This is a genomic window from Streptosporangium sp. DT93, from assembly GCF_049844535.1.
Taxonomy (GTDB): domain Bacteria; phylum Actinomycetota; class Actinomycetes; order Streptosporangiales; family Streptosporangiaceae; genus Streptosporangium.
The window spans coordinates 528703-546556 of the sequence record NZ_JBNCLF010000001.1 but is presented as its reverse complement, the minus strand read 5'-3'; the positions used below and the strand labels follow the sequence as shown (position 1 = coordinate 546556).

The following is a 17854-nucleotide window of genomic DNA, read 5'->3' as shown; positions in this document are numbered from 1 at the left end:
GCGCGTGCACCGGCCGTGGCGGACCAGGGCCGGTACACGCAGGTCACAGGGCCGCGTTGAGCTCGCGGTCTGTCGTCGGTCACCCGGGTGAAGGTGTGAAGAACTCCACTCGGGACTTATTCTGTGAATGCCTATGAAATGTGTCAATAGATTGCCGGAATGTTTCGGCAAAATGAATGTTTCATAGGTTTGTCGTGTGTGCAGACCTGCTGATAAGCAGTCGAAAGTTTCGGAAATCGATATCCGGATCGTCGACGGCTGCGGTCGCCGCGCAGGTGGGCGGGGACGTGCGAGCTTCCTCGGATGCTCCGGGCGCGCCGCACCTGCCGTGCAGGTGCTTCAGTCGTCCGGCCGGTGGCCGGGCCCGCGCGGCGCCAGGAGTCCCGCGACCGTGGCGGGCGCGAGCGGCCACCACTACGGGCGGAGGAGGTAGGCCTCGATGCGAGCGAACGCCCCGTTCCAGACGTGCTGGGTGAAGAAGTCGAGCGTCTCGGCGTCGGGGAACCCGCTCTGCACCACGGTGAGGAGCGTTCCCTTCTCGTGCTCCTCGAAGGTGACCTCGACCGTCGTCGTCATGGTCGACCCGTCCGGGCTGCTGCCGGTGGACTCGGTGACGAGGCGGTGCGGGGGGTCGATGACCACGAAGGTCTGCGTCTCGCGGAACAGGGTGTCGCGGTCCGGCCCCCAGACGGCGGTCTGCCGGCCGCCGACCCGCAGGTCGACCTCGATCTCGACGACGCCGGGGGTCTCGTCGAGAATGCTGAACCAGATCTTCTGCTTCTCCGCGTCGGTGTAGGCGTCGAAGACCTCCTTGGGGGTGGCGGGGAGCAGGCGTGTCATCCGCAGCTGCGCGGTGCTGGTCTGTCCGGTCATTGTTCGGTTCCCTTCTCAAGGGTGAAGTAGGCGTCGAGGCCGTCGAGCCTGCGTTCCCACAGGCGTTGGTAGAAGGAGATCCAGGCCATGGCGTCCTCCAGTCGTTCGGCTCCCAGGCGGCACTGCCGTGACCGGCCGACCTTCTCGGTGACGACCAGGCCGGCGTTCTCCAGGACGAGCACGTGTTTCTTCATGCCGGTCAGTGACATGCCGAACGGCTCGGCCAGCTCGCCGATCGAGGCGGGCCCTTCGGCCAGGCGGGTCAGGATCTGCCGTCGGGTCGCGTCCGCCAGCGCCGAGAACGCCCGATCGAGCGCCAAATGCTGAACCATGTGGTTCAGCTTATGACACTGAACCGAAAGGTGCAATAACGAGGACCGCCGATCCGGTACGCCCTTTTCCTGGACGGGACACATCCACGGCCGGCCGGACCGGACGGCCGGGAGGCGGCTTGACGCGGGTGGGCCGACGTGACGACCGGGGACGGGACCTTGTGAGCGGGCCGGCGTGATGGCCGGGTGTGGTTTCTCGCGAGGGGGCCGATGCGTCGATCGGGGGACGGAACCTCGTGAGCGGGCCGACGCGACGATCGGGTGTGGTTCCTCGCGAGGGGGCCGGCGTGGCGGCCGGGGGCGGGTCAGCGGGAGAAGCGGCCGACCAGCAGTTCCAGCCGTCGCTTGTGCTCCTCGGGTCCGAGCCTGCCGGAGCGCACGAGTGCGAGGAGCCCGTGCAGCCCGCTCCAGAAGGTCTCGGCGAACGTCTCCGGATCGTCGTCTCCCGCGTGCGGTCGCAGGGTCTCGCACAGCTCGGCGAAGACCTCCCGCGCGGGGGACTGCGCGTCGGGGCCGGAGAACGACGAACCGGCGCGGTGGGCGAACATCGCGTCGTACAGGGCGGATCGGCGTTCGGTGAACGCGCAGTACGTCGCGGCGACGTCGGCGACGGCCCGTCGCGGGTCGGCCGCGGACGCGCGGGCCGTGCGCAACTCGGCGGCGAGATCGGTGAAGCCCTCGGCCGCGACCGCCGCCATGATGGCGTCCTTGCCCGCGAAGTGGCTGTAGAGGACCGGCTGGCTGTACTCGATCCTGTCGGCCAGCCGTCGCGTGGTCACCGCGTCCCACCCCTGCGACTCGGCCAGCTCCCGCGCGGCGGTGACGATCAGCCGCTCCCGCTCCGCTCGCTCGCGTTCCCTGCGGGCCCTGATCGACATGACGGCGATTCTAGCGCGGCTAGCGGAGCTGTCGTGGCTATGCCGAACTCCTCCGTCGCGGCGGGGCCGGCCGCTCCCGGGTCCTGTCCGTTCCCGGGAGGACCTGCGGTGAAGCCGTCACGGAGACGTGCGGCGAAGGCTCACCGAGACCCGCCGTGGAGGACGATCGATATCCGTCACGAGGTGATCCTGTCATCCCCTCCGGAATGTTCGTCGGCCGGCCCGGCGTACCGCAGCCACACGTAGTCGATCGGCTGGGGAAGGTTCCACGTCGCGGCCAGGGCGGGGTCGACCGGCAGGAAGCCGGCCCCCCGGTAGCAGCGCAGGGCGCGGTCGTTGTCCGGGTGGACCCGCATGAAGACGTCCGCCAGACCCGTCTCCCCGGCCTGGCGGGTCAGCGCCCGCACCAGCTCCCGGCCGACGCCCCTGCCCCGGGCGCCGGGTGCCACGATGATCCGGGCGAGCTCGACCTCGTTCTCCTCGATGTCCAGCCAGAGCTCCCCGTAGCCGATCGGGCCCGCGGCGGGGAGTCCACCGGAGACGTCACCGGACGGGACGCCGGCGAGACCACCGGACGGATCACGGGAGAGGCCGTCGGTGAGGTCACCGGGGAGGCCGTGCGTGAAGTCGCCGGGGAGATCGTCGAAGAGCAGGTGGGAGCGGACGTCCGGCTCCCCCTGCCAGCCGGTGACGACCCCCGGCGGCAGCGGGAACTCCTTCCGCGCGCACCACATCTCGACCTCGCTCGGTGAGGCGGGCCAGCCGGCGACCGTGGCCGCATGGGCCTCGTCGAAGGGCAGCAGGCGCATGTCCGTTCCTTTCACTCCGGTCGTGAGGTGGGCGCGGAGGCGTTGTGACGCCGGTAGTAGCGGGCGACGCGTACCCGGTTGCCGCACAGGGCGGGTGAGCACCAGCGGCGGCCGGGGTGGGCCGGAAGGAAGAGCAGGGTGCACTCCGGCCCCGCGCAGCCGCGGACCCTGCCGAGATCGGGACCGGTGAGCAGGTCGACGGCGGCCTCGGCGAGCTCGGCGAGCAACCTCTCGGTGACGTCGCCACCGCGTCTGACGAGAACGTCCGGCCAGACCAGCTCGCGGCGGGCGGGCGCGCGCCGCAGTGCCTCGTTGAGCGCGCGCAGCGCCGCGGCCGGGGGTGTCCCGCCCGCGCGGGCGTGCTCGACGCACTCCTGGACGGCCTGGCGCAGCCGCCGTACCGCGTCGAGGTCGACCTCGGTCACCGGCGCGGTCAGGCGGTCCCGCTGGGCGGCCAGCCAGTCGCGGAACAGGGCGCCGGACTCCAGCAGGTCACCGTCACGCCACCGGGTGTTGAGCAGGTCGAGCGCGAGCGGCTCACCGACCAGGATCATGCTGCTAATGCTACATCCGACGATTGACGCATTAGAACGAGTGCGGTTATAACTAATGCCTCATTACCCTTGAAAGGCATGTGAATGATCGTTCCCTCCGTGACCCACCGCTTCCTGGACGTCGACGGGGTCCGCGTCTTCTACCGGCAGGCCGGCCCGCCCGAGACGCCCGGGACGCCGGGGGCGCCAGTGCTGCTCCTGCTGCACGGCTTCCCGTCGGCCTCGCACCAGTTCCGGCGGCTGATGGACGCCCTCGGCCACCGGTACCGGTTGATCGCCCCGGACCTGCCGGGCTTCGGGTACACCGAGGTGCCCGAGGGCTTCACCTACTCCTTCGACCGGCTGGCCGACGTCCTGGAGGGGTTCGTGTCGGCACTGGGGCTCGACAGGTTCGTGATGTACACCTTCGACTTCGGGGGACCGGTCGGCTTCCGGCTGGCCACCCGGCGTCCCGGGCGGATCGCCGGGCTGATCGTGCAGAACGCCAACGCCTACGAGGACGGCCTGTCGGACCTGGCCCGGGAGACGATCGCCAACCGGCCCGGCGTCCCCGGGGCCGAGGAGAACGTCCGGCGGCTGTTCGACCTGGAGGTCACCCGCGCCCAGTACGAGGAGGGCACCTCCGACGCGGAGCGCGTCGCCCCGGACGGCTGGACGCTGGACCAGCACTTCCTGGACCTTCCCGGACGCGGGGACGCGCAGGCCGACCTGGCGCTGGACTACCACTCGAACCTCGCCCGCTACCCCGAGTGGCAGCGCTGGCTGCGCGAGCACCGGCCGCCCACCCTCGTCGTGTGGGGCCGCAGAGACCTGTTCTTCACCGAGGCGGGTGCCCGTGCCTATCTGCGCGACCTGCCGGACGCGAGGCTCCACCTCTTCGAGACCGGCCACTTCGCCCTTGAGGAGAACCTCCCCGAGATCGCGCCGCTCATCGCGGACTTCGCGGACCGCGTCGCCGAGCGCCTCACCGCCGCCCCCTGACGACCCGCCCGGCCTCCCGCGTCCCGTACGCCCGGCCTCCGTCCCGTACGCCCGGCCTCCGTCCCGTACGCCCGCCGCCCCCTGACGACCCGGCCTCCCGCGTCCGTACGGGGGCCGGGGACGCCCGGCTCCCGGCGCGGGCGGGCCTCCCGGGGAGGACGACGGATCCGACCCGGACGCGACCCGCGCGGCACCCGTCCCGATCGGGGAGCGGGCCCTGCCGCGAGGAGCGCTCCCGGGGCGGTCCGTCATCGGCCTACTGCCCCACGTAGTGAGGCCGCGGCACGGGGCCGGGGTACGGCGGACGCGGTCCCGGGTACGGAGGCTGCGGTGCCGGGTGCGGAGGCTGCCACTGGCCCGGGTACGGCGGACGCGGTGCCGGGTACGGGGGCCGCGGTGCCGGGTACGGGGGCCGCCACTGGCTCGGATACGGCGGACGCCACCCCGGGTACGGCGGTCGCCACTGGCTCGGATACGGCGGACGCCACCCCGGGTACGGGGGACGCCACTGGCTCGGGTACGGCGGACGCCACCCCGGATGGGGGTACCCCGACGGGTGGGAAGGCCAGCGTCCCGGCGACGAGACCGGCACGCAGTCGTACTGCGGGCACGGCGTGGTGATGCACTGCTTGGGCGAGGGCACGCAGACACGGCCAGGACCGCAGTTGACCAGCGCGCACGGTGATCCGGGACTGCACGTACCGGTCCCCTGCCCGGCCGAACCGGCGCCACCCGCCCGCACCGCCGACGTTCCCTCCGCCCACGCCGCGGTCACGGTGGCCGGTGACCCGGCGGCCGCGACCACGATCAGGGCCGGGATCAGTTTTCGGAGCATTTTTCCCCCAGTTATCATGATCAGTTCTGGCTCTCCGGCGATGCTCGCACCGGCCGTTCCTGCTGACGGCAAAAGGACTCTCAGCAGGGTGGATGGCTTGCCGAAAGGCCGTCGGGAGCTGCCGTCGATCTACAGACACAGGCGGATATGTCTGGCATCGAGGAAAAGGTGCGTCACCGGTGCGGGTGAGTGGCGGGGTGGTCTACGGGGCCGGACGGGGACGAGCAGGGACGAGCGGGGACGAGCGGGGACGAGCGGGGACGGGGCCGGAGCGGAGCCGGAGCGGAGCCGGGGAGGGATCGGGGAGGGATTCAAGGCCGGGCACGCGGCGGATCGCCTAAAGTCGGGCAAATGCCCCCGACCTCCTCTCGGCTGGCCTGGCTGGACGCCCTGCGCGGACCCGCCGCCCTGGCCGTCGCGCTGCACCACTCCGGCTGGGCCTTCATCCCGGACCTCTGGGCCCAGGTGGACAGCAGGGTCGACGTCGGCACCTGGGGTGTCTTCGTGTTCTTCCTGGTCAGCGGCTACATCATCCCCGCCTCCCTGGAGCGGCGCGGTGACCTGCGGGTCTTCTGGATCGGGCGGGCCTTCCGGTTGCTCCCCCTGCTGCTCGTCGCGTTCGGTGTGGCGCTCCTGTTCGCGTACACCGGTGCGGTCGCCCTCAATCCCGGTCTGGGGACGCGTCCTCCGTCGCTCGTCGTGCTCGCGAACGTGACGATGCTGCAGGAACTGCTCGGCGTGCCCGCCGTCATCGACGTGATGTGGACGCTCTCCTACGAGATGGCGTTCTACCTGATGGCGGTCGCCCTGTTCACCACCGGGCAGGCGCACCGGTCGGCCGCCGTCGCGACCGTACTGGCGGTGGCGGCCGTACCCCTGGGGGTGCTGATGACGGGCCCGGTCATCAGCGGCCGTGCCGATGTGGTCGCCGGGCTCCTCGCCGTCGCGGTCGTCACGGCCGTCGTGGTGTCGGCCGGGGCTCGCGGCGCGGCGCGTACGGCCGCCGCGGTGACCGGTGGCGTCCTCGGCCTGGCCCTGGTGGTCCTGGGCAGCCGGATCGGCCCGTGGCAGGGGGTGACGATCCTGGCCCTGATGTTCGCCGGCACCGCCGTGTACCGCGCGGAACAGGGGACGATCCGGTGGCGCACCGCCGTGGCCGCCGTCGCGGTGGTGACGGCCTGCGGGTTCCTCGCCAGGGACGACCCGGGCTGGGCGCCGGCGATCGTGCTGGCCGTGGCCTTCTTCGGGGGCGCGTTCCTGCTGCGGCACCGGCGGTTCCCCCGCCCGCTCGCCCACCTCGGAGTGATCAGCTTCTCCCTCTACCTGCTCCACCCGCTGCTGCTCCGGGTGAGCCCCAACCTCGTGATGTTCTTCCTCGTCCTGGTGCCGTTCTGCTACGTGACCCACGGCGTGATCGAGGCCCCCGCGCAGCGCCTGGGCAGACGCCTGGCCCGGCGGGAGGTCCCGGAACGAAGCCGGGAGCGGGACCCGGAACCGGGCCCAGGTCAAAAGCCGGTAAGTATGTAATTGAATTTCGCCCTATGCGGTCATCTGGCCGATTGCCGGAGCCCGTCCGTTGCCTAGCGTTCGGAGCATGTCCGGTCCGTCCAGCGTTCCGAGGTAGGCACCATGAGCTTCATCACCGTCGACGACGGCACCGAGATCTTCTACAAGGAGTGGGGAAGCGGCCGGCCGGTCGTCTTCAGTCACGGCTGGCCGCTCAACGCCGACACCTGGGACGACCAGATGATGCTGGTCGCGGAGAACGGCTTCCGTGCCGTCGCCCACGACCGCCGCGGGCACGGCCGCTCCTCGCAGCCCTGGCACGGCAACGACATGGACACCTACGCCGACGACCTCGCCACGCTCATCGAGACCCTCGACCTGCGGGACGCGATCCTGGTCGGTCACTCCACCGGCGGCGGCGAGGTGGCCCGCTACATCGGACGGCACGGCACCTCCCGCGTGTCCAAGGCCGTCCTGCTGAGCGCGGTGCCGCCGATCATGGTCAGGACGGACGCCAACCCCGACGGCCTGCCGATCGACGTCTTCGACGACATCCGCGCGGGGATCGTCGCCGACCGCTCGCAGTTCTACCGGGACCTCAGCATGTCCTTCTACGGCTTCAACCGGCCCGGCGCGCAGGTGTCCCAGGGCGCGCGCGACGCCTTCTGGATGTGGAGCATGCAGGTCGGCCTCAAGGGCGCGTACGACTGCGTCAAGCAGTTCTCCGAGACCGACTTCACCGAGGACCTCAGGCGCTTCGACGTCCCGACGTTCATCGGGCACGGCGACGACGACCAGATCGTGCCCATCGGCGCCGCCGGCCTGAAGTCGGCGGAGATCGTCAGGGACGCCACCCTGAAGGTCTACCCGGGCGGTCCGCACGGCCTGGTCGGCGCCCACAAGGACGAGTTCGACGCCGACCTGCTGGCCTTCGTCACCTCCTGAGTCACCTCCCGAGTCATCTCCTGAGCGGATCCCGCGCGGCCGGGCCGCCCGCCGCCTCGCCCGCCGGGCCGAGGGCGAGGCGCCGCTGCTCCTCCTCGACGATGTGGCGGGCCAGGGCCTGGTCGGAGATGTCGATCGCGTCGGGGGTGGACTCGGCCAGGTCGCTGCGGCGGGCGTACACGTCGAAGAGCCCGGCCTTGCCGCGGAGGATGTCGAGCATGCGCTGGTCGACGCTGTCGGCCGTCAGCAGGCGGTGCACCTGGACCTTGCGGACCTGACCCATGCGGTGCGCCCTGGCCACGGCCTGGCTCTCCATGGTCGGCTTGACCTGCGGCTCACAGATGATCACGACGGACGCGGCCTGCAGGTTGACGCCGACCCCGCCCGCCTGGATCTGGCCGAGCAGGACGGCGTGGCCGGGGGCGGCGGTGAACTCGTCGACGATCCGCTGGCGGTCCACGGCGCTCACGTCACCGGAGATCGGCCCGTGCGCCCGGCCGCCGAGGGCGTCCTGGACGGCGGCGACGACGTCGCGGAAGTAGGAGAAGACCACGACCTTGAGGTCGTTGCCCGCGGCCTCGTCCACCAGTTCCAGCAGCCGGTGCAGCTTGGCCGACGTCCGCGGCACGGCGTAGGCGGCACGGCGCATCGCCATGAAGTTCCCCCCGGCCACCGCCCTGCGGTAGGCGGCCAGGTCCGCCGGGCTGAACTCCTCCCACTCGTCCACGTGGACGAGGTCGGGCAGCTCGGTCAGCACGTCCTCCTGGTTGCGGCGCAGGTAGACCGGGGCCACGGCCCTGCGGAAGGCCCGCGCGCCCGCCGCCGCGTCGCTGCCCCTGATGGAGGGGACCAGGTCGGGCCGCAGCAGGCCGACGAGGTTGCGGAACTCCTCGACGCGGTTCTCCATCGGCGTCCCGGTCAGGAAGAGCACCCGGTCGCTGCGGCCGCACCACGCGGCGACGGCCTTGGACCGGCGGGTCTCCGGGTTCTTGACGTAGTGCGCCTCGTCGACCACGAGCATCCCGACCCTGAGGTCGGCGGGGATCTCCAGGCGGTGCAGCGTGTCCAGCGTGGTCACCGCGACGTCGCCGGCGCCGATCCAGCCGGTCAGCGCCGCGTCCCTGCCGGGACCGTGCAGCGGGTGCGCGCCGAGCGTGCTGCGCGCCTCGATCTCGCGTACCCAGTTGAGCAGGACGCTGGCCGGGCAGGCGACCAGGAAGTGCCGCTCGCCCTCCGCCTTGAGGTGCGCGAACGCGGCGATGGCCTCGATGGTCTTGCCGAGACCCATCTCGTCCCCCAGGATCACCCGGCGCTGGGCGAGGGCGAAACGGGCTCCGAACGACTGGTAGCCGCGCAGCGACACCCGGCGGTGGGTGTCGTCGAGGTCCTGGGCCTTGACCCGCGCCGAGACGTCGTCGGGCAGGAAGCCCTCGGAGGCGACGCGGTCGGGTTTGAGGGCGGCGAGCTCGGCGAGCAGGTTGTAGTACTCGGACGCGCGGATCTCGAAGTCGACCCACGCCTCAATGTCGGAGACCGGCGGGCGGAGCAGGTCCACCGAGGCCTGGTCGAACAGCAGCGACAGCTCGGACGCGTTCGCCTCCGCGAGCACCTCCGCGATCCGCGCGACGGCCTCGCGGGCCCGGTCGCGTCCCCTGCGGCCCGCGAGCAGCATCCGCAGCCGCCCGCCGGCCGGTTGCGCGGCGGGGAGCAGCGAGGAGAGGCTCTCGTCGACCCGGCCGGCGGCGGCGCGGGCGCGCGGCAGGTCGGGACCGGCGGTCACCAGCCGGTTCATGGCGACCAGCAGGGCCGTGGTCTCCCGGTCCTGGGCCTCGACGTCGATCCGCAGCGTGACCGTCTCCTCCGCGGCCCGGGCGATCTGCCCGGCGGCGGCGTGCACCTGCCCCGCGGTCCGCGCCCCGATCCCGGGAAGGAGCTGGAGCGCGTACGGCGTGCTGTCCAGGATGTCGAGGACCGTCGTGTACCCGGCCTGCTCGAAGGTGCCCAGCCGCAGCCGCCCGCCGGTGACGTCCTTCAGGCGCGTCAGCGGGATGGAGCCCAGCTCCGCGCGGGCCAGGCGGGAACGGAGCGCGGACAGCGCGTGCCGGACGTCGGCGTGGGCCCGCGCGTCGTCGGCGAGCAGGGCCCGCGCGTGCGCCAGCAGGCGGTCCGCCCGCAGGAAGAGGGCCCTGGCCTGACGCGGCGAGGGCGTCTCGCCCGGTCCGGACGGCTGCCACGGCGGTCCTCCCTGCCCGGCCGCCGGTGCCCGTCCCGCCGGGGAGGTCCCCCGGGACGTCTCCCGGCCGGCGGGGGAGGGCGTCTCCCGGCCCGCGTACCCCGCTTTGGCGGGGGTCTTGCGCGCCTCGGGCGCCCTGCGGGGCGCGGGCGGTTTCCGGGACGCCGGTGTCCTGCGGGGCGCGGGTGCCGCGTCCTTACGCCCGCTCTCGCCCACGCGCACCCTCTCCCCTCCGTCGCGGCCGGATCGCAGGCTTCACCGTGGCCAACGGCCGGGCGGGTTGTCAACGACCGGCCCGGCGGGGCACGGAGACGCCGCCACAGCATTTGCCCATCGGCAGACCGTTTATAGGTATTTCGTCCTTTGGGTATCGGCCTTCCTGGCAGGCGCTGTCGGTGCCCCCTGGCAGACTCGGCGCGCGCGCGCCCAGGCGACCGGTCCGCGAGGAGGAGACATGCCCGAGCGGGCGAAGGGAGCGCGGCGCCGGGACCTCACCGGCACGGACGTCGCGGGGGCATGACCCACCGGGCGGGACTCGCCGGGCCGGAGCTCACCGGGTCAGGGCTCACGGAACGGGTGAGGCGGCGGCCGTCCCCGTCCCGTGGAACCGCCGAACGGGTAATAGGGCACGTTCGGTCAGATGTGTGTATTCCTGCGCAGAAGGGTTCGCCGGATCTTCCTAGTGTTCGAGGTGTCCGAACGGCAACACCTCCACCGCACAGGAGCATGACGATGAGCACGATGCGCACCCTTCTCGCCGGAGCCGCCCTCGCCGGTTCGCTGGCCGCCGCCGTGGCCACCGCCCCCGCGGCGAGCGCCTCCGCCGCCCCGGCCACGGCCACCGCCGTCCAGGAGACCCAGGCCTCCGGCAAGCACTTCTTCGGCCCCTACCACTCCGGCTTCGGCAAGGGCGAGGGCTTCGGCAGGCGCTCGTACTTCAAGGGGTACTGGACCAAGGACAGCGGCCGCTACTGGTTCTACGGCGACCTGTTCGACCGCGACCGTGACCGCGACCGCAGCTACGTGTGGTTCAAGTGGCACGACCGCTTCGGCTCCCACACCAAGGTCTTCAGCACCTTCGGCCGCTCGCACCTCGACCGGTTCGGCGGCTTCAAGAAGAGCAACGGCTTCGACGACTTCAAGATCCGGGTCTGCGAGGGCGACAACAAGTTCGACGACTGCGGCCGCTGGGGCGACGCCTTCTAAGGCGGCGACGAACGACGAGGCCGGCTCCCCGGGAGCCGGTCACCGGGCCCGCGCGTCCCCGGCGGGACCGGTACGCAGCAGGTCGGCCACGCCGGAGACGCCGCCGTCGCCCCGGCCCGCGGCGACCCCCCGGTCCAGCAGCGCCCGCATGGGTTCCACCAGTTCGTTGCTGACCCCCTGGTCCCTGCCGGCGTCCAGCAGGTTGACGAAGCCCACCGCCTGCATCCGAAGGTTCGAGCCGCTGCCGGAGTGGTCGCCGGAGTCGATCGCCTTCGCCATCCCGGGGAGGGAGGTCGTCATGGCGCCGAGCCACGAGACCACCAGGGGGGTGAACTCCGCCGCCGGGACCCCTTCCGACCCGGCCAGGGCGACGGCGTGGAAGAACCCGCCGAACATCCCGTACATCGCGCTCAGCAGCGCGACGTCGTACAGCGGGGCCCGGCCGGGGTCGGGGCCCAGGTACATCGCGGTGCCCAGCGCCTCGAAGGCGCGCTCGTGGGCGTGGAAGGACTCCCGCGACCCGCTGTAGAGGACGAGCGATCCGGGGGTCCCGATCATCGCGGGCACCGCCATGATGCCGCCGTCCAGGTACTCCCCGCCGTGCCCGGTGACCCGCAGGGCCGTCTCGCGGGCCTGGGCGGGCGTGCCGTTGGTGAGGTTCACCACCGACCGGCCGGCCAGGACACCGGCTCCGGCTCCGGAGTCGGAGCCGGGAACGTCCAGGGCGGCGTCGAGGACGGTGTGCACGGAGTGGTGGTCGAGCACGCAGACGACCACGAGCGGGCTCGCGGCGATCGCCTCGGCGACGGTGGCGGCGACGGCGGCCCCCCGCGCGGCGAGCTCGTCGCTCCTGGCGGCCGTGCGGTTCCACACGGTCGTGGGACGGCCGTCGTCCAGGAAGGCCGTGGCCAGCGCGCTTCCCATGGCGCCCAGGCCGATGACCGTCACGGGCGGGCGGTTGTCGGTGGTCAATGTGATCCCCGGTTCGTTCGACGTCGGCGGGTGGGCGTCCGGACCCGGGCCCATCCCTCGTGACCCGGCCGGTACGGTCACGATGCTGGGGTCACGCTGGAGTTTCCTCAAGTACCTACTATTTTGTCTGGTACTTACCTTTTGGTATGTGAGGAAGGCGGGCGGGATGAAGAAGCGGACGTACTCGTGCGGGCTCGACGCCGCGGTCGACGTGGTGGGCGGCAAGTGGAAGGCGCTGATCCTGTGGGCGCTCCACCACGGGCCCCTCCGGTTCGGGGAGCTCAGGCGGTCGGTCTCGGGCATCAGCGAGAAGATGCTGATCCAGCAACTGCGCGAGATGGAGTCCTACGGCCTGGTGCACCGCGAGGTGTACCACCAGGTCCCGCCGAAGGTGGAGTACTCGCTGACCGGGTTCGGTCACTCGCTCAACGAGGCCCTGCTCCCGCTGGGCGAGTGGGGCGAGCGGAACATGGAGACCATCGAGGCCCTTCCCCGGCCCGAGAGCCCGGCCGGCGCCTGACCGGTCGGAACCTGACCGGTCGGAACCTGACCGGTCGGAACCTGACCGGCCGGAACCTGACCGGCCGGAACCTGACCGGCCGGAACCTGGTCGGGTGGAGCCGGACCGGGGCCGGTCTGGCGGTATCTGACGCCAGGACCGGATCTGATCTGGCGGGACCTGAACGGGCGGAGTTCGCGGGCGGGGTCAGGTGACGACCGGCGGGCCGGCGAGGGACTCGATCTCGCCGGGGGCGAGGCCGCCGCCGCGTTCCAGCCCGGCCGCGAGGCCGTCCTCGCCCAGCGCGTCACGTACCCGGTCGGTGATCCGGTCCACGTCGTCCTGTTCGGCGGGTGCCGGCGGCATGGCCGTGGACCGGCGGGCCGCGGCGGCCGCCCCCAGCAGCCGGGCGGCCCGGTCGTGGGACCCGGCCAGGGAGAGCGCGCCGGCCAGGCCCTCCAGGGCCCGCGTCACGTCCCGGGAGGCGTCGAGCCCGCGCGCCACGGTGAGTCCTTCCAGATGCAGGGCTCGCGCGGCCTCGGCGTCGCCGAGCTGCTCGGCCACGAACCCCAGCTCGGCCAGGATCATCGGCTCGTGCATGGCGTGGTCGGTCCCGTCGTCCCGCCGGGGGGTCCACGCCAGCACGGTGCGCAGGTGCGTCGTCGCGGCGTCGAACCTGCCCTCCTTGCGGGCGGCGTACCCGAGCACCGTCTCGGCGAAGATCTGCGTGCTCCGGTGGCACTGCTCGGCGGCCAGCCGCGCCGCCCGCTCGCCGCAGGTACGGGCACGGGCGTGGTCGCCGCGCTGCAGGGCGATCCAGCCCAGCCAGGCCAGCCGGCCGGCCACCTCGGGCCAGAGCTCCAGCTCCTCGGCCATGCGCAACCCCTCGTCCTGCAGCCGTTCGGCCCGCTCGTGGTCGCCGGTCATCTCCGCCAGCCCGCCGAGCCACTCGGTCGCCTGCAACCGGCCCCAGCGGTCGCCCAGCTCGTCGAAGAGCTCCGCCCCCCGCTCGCTGTCGCGCTCCAGGGCGGCCAGGTCACCCCGCACGTGCGCGTACTGGGCCCGGGCGACCAGGGTCGCGGCCGTCCCCCACCGGTCGCCGAGGGCGTCGAAGGCCGTCAGCGCCCGGTCGAGGAGGTCCTCGCAGAGCGCGAGGTCACCCGCTCCCATCCCGCAGAAGGCCAGGAACCACTGGGCCCGGGCACGCTCGGCCGGGTCGCCGACGTCCTCGTACAGCCGCATGGCGGCGGCGCGGTCGGTGGTCCGGCCGCGCAACAGGGCGATGCCCGCCTGCCAGACCAGGACGCGGGGACGGAGCGCGGCGGCACGGCCCGCGGGCGTGTCGGCAGACGTCGCGTCGGGACGCGCGGACGTCTTCCCGAGGGCGACGGGCGTCTCCCCCGCGGGGACGCTGGGTGCCCCCGCGGGGACGCTGGGTGCCCCCGCGGGGGCGGTGGGTGTCCCTGGGGAAACGGTGGGTGTCCCTGGGGGAAGGGCGGGGACGGCCAGTGCCGCGGCCAGGGACCGTTCCGCCTCGCCGGTCCGGCCGCGCAGGAACCAGTACCAGGCCAGCGCGTTCACCAGCCGCAGGGCCTGCTCGGCGTCCCCGGCGGCGACCGCACCGTCGAGGGCCACCTGGAGGTTGGCGTTCTCGGCGTCCAGGCGGCGAAGCCACCGCTGCTGGTCGTGCCCGTACAGCCGGGGCGCGGCGTGCTCGGCGAGGGCGGTGTAGTGGCGCCGGTGGCGCTCCCGCAGCCGCGCGGTCTCGCCCGCCTCGCGCAGGCGCAGCAGGCAGTAGGCGGACACCGACTCCAGCAGGCGGTAGCGGGGGCCGTCGGCGCCGTGCACGACGGTCACGAGCGAGCGGTCCACCAGGCGCGCCAGCGGGTCGGCCACGTCCGCCTCGGGGAGGTCGTCCGCGCCGCAGACGGCCTCGGCGCCGTCCAGGGAGCACCCGTCGGCGTGTACGGCCAACCGGCGCAGGACCAGCCGTTCGGGATCGCCCAGCAGGTCCCAGCTCCAGTCGATCATCGCCTGGAGGGTCCGCTGACGGGGCGGGGCGCCGCGGTGCCCGGTGGCCAGCAGCCGGAAACGGTCGTCCAGGCGTTCGGCAAGGCCGGTGACGCCCAGCGAGCGAACCCTGGTCGCGGCCAGCTCCAGGGCCAGCGGGATGCCGTCGAGGCGGCGGCAGAGCGTGGCGACCGCCGGGGCGGTGGCGGCGTCGAGGGTGAACCCGCGGTCCGCCGCGCGGGCACGGGCGACGAAGAGCCGTACCGAACCGAGCCGTTCCAGCGAGGCCGGGTCGGTGGCGGCGGCGGGCGTCTCCAGCGGCGGGACGTTCCAGACCACCTCGCCGGTCAGCGCGAGGGGTTCCTGGCTGGTGGCCAGGACGCGCAGGCCGGGGGCGGCGCGCAGCAGGACCTCCACCAGTTCCGCGACGGGGTCGACGAGGTGCTCGCAGTTGTCCAGCACCAGCAGCAGCCGCCGGGGACGCAGCGCGCCGGCCAGGTGGTCCGGTGGCGTTCCCCCGGCGGAGGCGGTGTCGCGGACGCCCAGCACCCGCATGACCTCGCCGGCCGTCGAGTCCACGCCGTCCTTCGGGCCCGCGGCGTCCCCCGAGCCCGGACGGCCGAGCGCGGCCAGTTCGACCAGCCACACCCCGTCGGGGAAGTCGCCGGCCCGCAGCCGCGCGACCTCGACGGCGAGGCGGGTCTTGCCCACCCCGCCGGGACCGGTGAGGGTGACCAGGCGATCGGTGCGCAGCAGGTCGCCGATCCCGGCCGTGGCCTCGTCCCTGCCGATCAGCGGGCCGAGCGGCGCGGGCAGGTTCGTGGCGGGCCCGGCCATCGGGTCCCGGGGCGCGGCGGGCGGGTCGAGCGCCGGGTCCCGGACGAGGATCGCCCGGTGCAGGGCCACCAGATCGGCGCCCGGATCCAGGCCGAGCTCGTCGGCCAGGTGGGCGCGCAGCTCCTCGTAGCCGTCGAGCGCCTCGCTCTGCCGCCCGGACCGGTACAGGGCGGTCATGTACGCGGCGCGCAGCCTCTCCCGCAGCGGGTACCGGCCGACCAGCTCGCCCAGCTCGGCGACGACGCCGTGGTGCTCGCCGAGGACCAGGCGCGTCTCGGCGAGGTCCTCGCAGGCGGTGAGCCACCGCTCGTTCAGGAGGGTGATCACGGACCGGGCGAACGGCTCGTCGGCGAAGTCGGCCAGCGCGGGGCCGCGCCACAGGGCGAGGGCGCCGGTGAGCAGCGCCGCGCGCGACCGCGGATCACCGGCCCGGCCGGCCTTGTCGGCCTCGTCGGCCAGGGACCGGAACCGGTGGGCGTCCACGGCGTCGGCGCCGGCGCGCAGCACGTACCCCGGCGGGGGCGACACGACCGTCTCCCGGGCACCGGGCTCGGCGTCCTCCAGGACCCGGCGCAACTGCGAGACCTTGGCCGACAGCGCCCCTGCCGGGTTGCCGGGCGGGCTCTCGCCCCACAGGTCGTCGATCAGCCGGTCGGCCGGGACCGGACGTCCCTCGTGGACGAGCAGGACGGCGAGAAGGGTGCGGACCTTCACGCCGGGGACGGTCACGGGCGTGCCGTCCGCCGTCCACACCGCCAGCGGACCCAGCACCCCGAAACGCATGAACGCACCATACGGGACCGGCCGGTACGCGACCCGGGAGAGTGCCGTAAGCCCGCCGGAGGCCGGCCGTAAACATGTCGTAAACACCCTCCGGCATGGTTGGACCCATCAGCCGGACACGAGAACGAGGGAGGTGGCAGATGTCCGAAAGGCAGAACGAAGACCGGTTGCGGGTGGCGGTGATCGTCGGCAGCACCCGCGTCGGCCGGTTCGGGCCCACGGTGGCGGAATGGTTCGTGGCGCGGGCGCGCAGGCGGGCGGAGCTGGAGATCGACCTGATCGATCTGGCCGAGGTCGCGCTTCCGCAGACGCTCACGGACCAGGACGAGCCGCCTCCCGCCCCGGTGGCCGCCCTGGCGCCGCGCCTGGCCGGTGCCGACGCGTTCGTGGTGGTGACCCCCGAGTACAACCGGAGCTTCCCGGCCCCGCTGAAGAGCGCCGTCGACTGGTTCTACCGGGAGTGGCAGGCCAAGCCGGTGGCGTTCGTCTCCTACGGCAACGACTCCGGTGGCCTGTTCGCCGCCGCGCAGCTCCGCCAGGTCTTCGGCGAGGTGCACGCGGTGGCCGTCCACGCGGGGGTGACGCTGCCCCGCTCCTGGGAGCAGTTCGCCGCCGACGGCGGCTGGCCCCGGGCGGGCACGGAGTACGACGCCGCCGCCACGACCACGCTGGACCAGCTGACCTGGTGGGCCCGCGCGCTGCGCGACGCCAGAGCCGGGCATCCCTACCCCTGCTGACCCGCTCCAACGGCACGAGTCGGTACAAATCAACACGAACGAGCACGGAACCATAAGCGATCCGGGCCTGTAAGGGCCGGTGCGGGCCGACGCACGACCACGGCACCACCCCTCACGAACGTCCCCTCGAACACGAGAATCCACGGAGATCCCCATGCGAAAGATCATTTCTTCGACCTACGTGTCCCTCGACGGCTACATCGGCGACCCCGGTGGCTGGGCCATGCCCTACTTCGACGAGGACGCGGGCCGGTTCGCCCGCGAGCAGCTCTTCGCCAGCGACGCCCTGCTGATGGGCCGGCTCACCTACGAGGGCTTCGCCGGGGCCTGGCCCGCCATGACCGACGAGGACGGCTTCGCCGACCGGATGAACTCCCTGCCCAAGTACGTCGCCTCCCGCACCCTGGAGAAGGCCGGGTGGAACAACTCGACCGTCATCGCGGGCGACCTCGTCGAGGAGATGACCGCGCTCAAGCGGCAGCCCGGCCAGGACATCCTGATGTACGGCTACGGGCCGGTCGCGCTCACCCTGCTGGAGCACGGCCTCCTCGACGAACTCCGCCTCTGGGTGCACCCGATCGTCGTGGGCGACGGCGACCCCGGGGACCTGATGTTCAAGAAGACCGGCAGGTTCCCCTTCGAGCTCGCCGGGACGACGACGTTCGGCAGCGGCGTGGTCGTCCTCTCCTACCGGGCCGTGGCGCGGACGACGGGGCCGGACGCCGGGTGACGGGTGCCCGGGGCTCGGCGCCGGGTGCCCGTCACCGGGACGAGCGACCGGGGACGGGCGGCCGGCGACCGGCACCCGGCGACGAGCGGCCGGACGGTGATCACCCGTCGACGGGCCCGCCCCGCCCACCGGGA

The 17854-nt window shown here is 72.9% G+C and carries 15 protein-coding genes; 7 read left to right on the top strand and 8 right to left on the bottom strand.

Features of this window, described 5'->3' with window-relative positions:
- Positions 1 to 414: 414 nt before the first annotated feature.
- The 5 genes from ACLQ2R_RS02545 to ACLQ2R_RS02525 all read right to left on the bottom strand — a co-directional run bounded on the left by ACLQ2R_RS02545 (position 415) and on the right by ACLQ2R_RS02525 (position 3446).
- Positions 415 to 873 carry an SRPBCC family protein gene (locus tag ACLQ2R_RS02545; protein ID WP_425957616.1) on the bottom strand — a complete coding sequence of 153 codons (459 nt, stop codon included), beginning with the start codon at positions 871 to 873 and terminating at the stop codon, positions 415 to 417.
- Entirely contained in the window at positions 870 to 1205 is a 336-nt protein-coding gene (locus tag ACLQ2R_RS02540; protein WP_425957615.1) for an ArsR/SmtB family transcription factor, read from the bottom strand. The genes ACLQ2R_RS02545 and ACLQ2R_RS02540 overlap by 4 nt, the downstream gene beginning before the upstream one ends.
- A gap of 305 nt (positions 1206 to 1510) precedes the next feature.
- Positions 1511 to 2083 carry a TetR/AcrR family transcriptional regulator gene (locus ACLQ2R_RS02535; protein WP_425957614.1) on the bottom strand — a complete coding sequence of 191 codons (573 nt, stop codon included), beginning with the start codon at positions 2081 to 2083 and terminating at the stop codon, positions 1511 to 1513.
- Positions 2084 to 2259: 176 nt separating this feature from the next.
- Positions 2260 to 2892, bottom strand: a complete 633-nt coding sequence (locus ACLQ2R_RS02530) for a GNAT family N-acetyltransferase (RefSeq protein ID WP_425957613.1) — start codon at positions 2890 to 2892, stop codon at positions 2260 to 2262.
- Positions 2893 to 2903: 11 nt separating this feature from the next.
- The gene (locus ACLQ2R_RS02525) at positions 2904 to 3446 is read right to left on the bottom strand and encodes a CGNR zinc finger domain-containing protein (protein ID WP_425957612.1); all 543 of its coding nucleotides are present in this window, start codon (positions 3444 to 3446) and stop codon (positions 2904 to 2906) included.
- A gap of 84 nt (positions 3447 to 3530) precedes the next feature.
- On the opposite strand from ACLQ2R_RS02525, the gene ACLQ2R_RS02520 reads away from it, so the two are divergent.
- From ACLQ2R_RS02520 to ACLQ2R_RS02510, 3 genes are all read left to right on the top strand, one after another.
- Positions 3531 to 4427 (top strand): alpha/beta fold hydrolase, encoded by an 897-nt coding sequence (locus tag ACLQ2R_RS02520; protein WP_425957611.1) that lies wholly within the window; start codon positions 3531 to 3533, stop codon positions 4425 to 4427.
- 1186 nt (positions 4428 to 5613) lie between these two features.
- Complete coding sequence (locus tag ACLQ2R_RS02515) at positions 5614 to 6789, top strand: acyltransferase family protein (protein ID WP_425957610.1); 1176 nt, start codon at positions 5614 to 5616, stop codon at positions 6787 to 6789.
- A 102-nt stretch (positions 6790 to 6891) separates the two neighbouring features.
- Positions 6892 to 7713, top strand: coding sequence for an alpha/beta fold hydrolase (locus ACLQ2R_RS02510; RefSeq protein ID WP_425957609.1), 822 nt, complete (start codon positions 6892 to 6894; stop codon positions 7711 to 7713).
- Between the two features lie 13 nt (positions 7714 to 7726).
- Here ACLQ2R_RS02510 and ACLQ2R_RS02505 read toward each other — a convergent pair whose 3' ends face one another.
- On the bottom strand, positions 7727 to 10168 hold the full coding sequence (locus tag ACLQ2R_RS02505) for an SNF2-related protein (protein WP_425957608.1): 2442 nt from the start codon (positions 10166 to 10168) through the stop codon (positions 7727 to 7729).
- Positions 10169 to 10678: 510 nt separating this feature from the next.
- Here ACLQ2R_RS02505 and ACLQ2R_RS02500 point away from each other — a divergent pair.
- On the top strand, positions 10679 to 11152 hold the full coding sequence (locus ACLQ2R_RS02500; RefSeq protein WP_425957607.1) for a hypothetical protein: 474 nt from the start codon (positions 10679 to 10681) through the stop codon (positions 11150 to 11152).
- A gap of 39 nt (positions 11153 to 11191) precedes the next feature.
- Here the strand turns inward: ACLQ2R_RS02500 and ACLQ2R_RS02495 are convergent, their stop codons facing one another.
- Positions 11192 to 12124 carry an NAD(P)-dependent oxidoreductase gene (locus tag ACLQ2R_RS02495; protein ID WP_425957606.1) on the bottom strand — a complete coding sequence of 311 codons (933 nt, stop codon included), beginning with the start codon at positions 12122 to 12124 and terminating at the stop codon, positions 11192 to 11194.
- A 166-nt stretch (positions 12125 to 12290) separates the two neighbouring features.
- On the opposite strand from ACLQ2R_RS02495, the gene ACLQ2R_RS02490 reads away from it, so the two are divergent.
- On the top strand, positions 12291 to 12644 hold the full coding sequence (locus tag ACLQ2R_RS02490) for a winged helix-turn-helix transcriptional regulator (protein WP_425957605.1): 354 nt from the start codon (positions 12291 to 12293) through the stop codon (positions 12642 to 12644).
- Positions 12645 to 12830: 186 nt separating this feature from the next.
- Here the strand turns inward: ACLQ2R_RS02490 and ACLQ2R_RS02485 are convergent, their stop codons facing one another.
- The gene (locus tag ACLQ2R_RS02485; RefSeq protein WP_425957604.1) at positions 12831 to 16253 is read right to left on the bottom strand and encodes a BTAD domain-containing putative transcriptional regulator; all 3423 of its coding nucleotides are present in this window, start codon (positions 16251 to 16253) and stop codon (positions 12831 to 12833) included.
- A gap of 140 nt (positions 16254 to 16393) precedes the next feature.
- Between ACLQ2R_RS02485 and ACLQ2R_RS02480 the strand changes: the two genes are divergently transcribed.
- Positions 16394 to 16990 carry an NADPH-dependent FMN reductase gene (locus ACLQ2R_RS02480; RefSeq protein ID WP_425957603.1) on the top strand — a complete coding sequence of 199 codons (597 nt, stop codon included), beginning with the start codon at positions 16394 to 16396 and terminating at the stop codon, positions 16988 to 16990.
- A 154-nt stretch (positions 16991 to 17144) separates the two neighbouring features.
- Entirely contained in the window at positions 17145 to 17720 is a 576-nt protein-coding gene (locus ACLQ2R_RS02475) for a dihydrofolate reductase family protein (RefSeq protein ID WP_425957602.1), read from the top strand.
- Positions 17721 to 17854 lie beyond the last annotated feature (134 nt).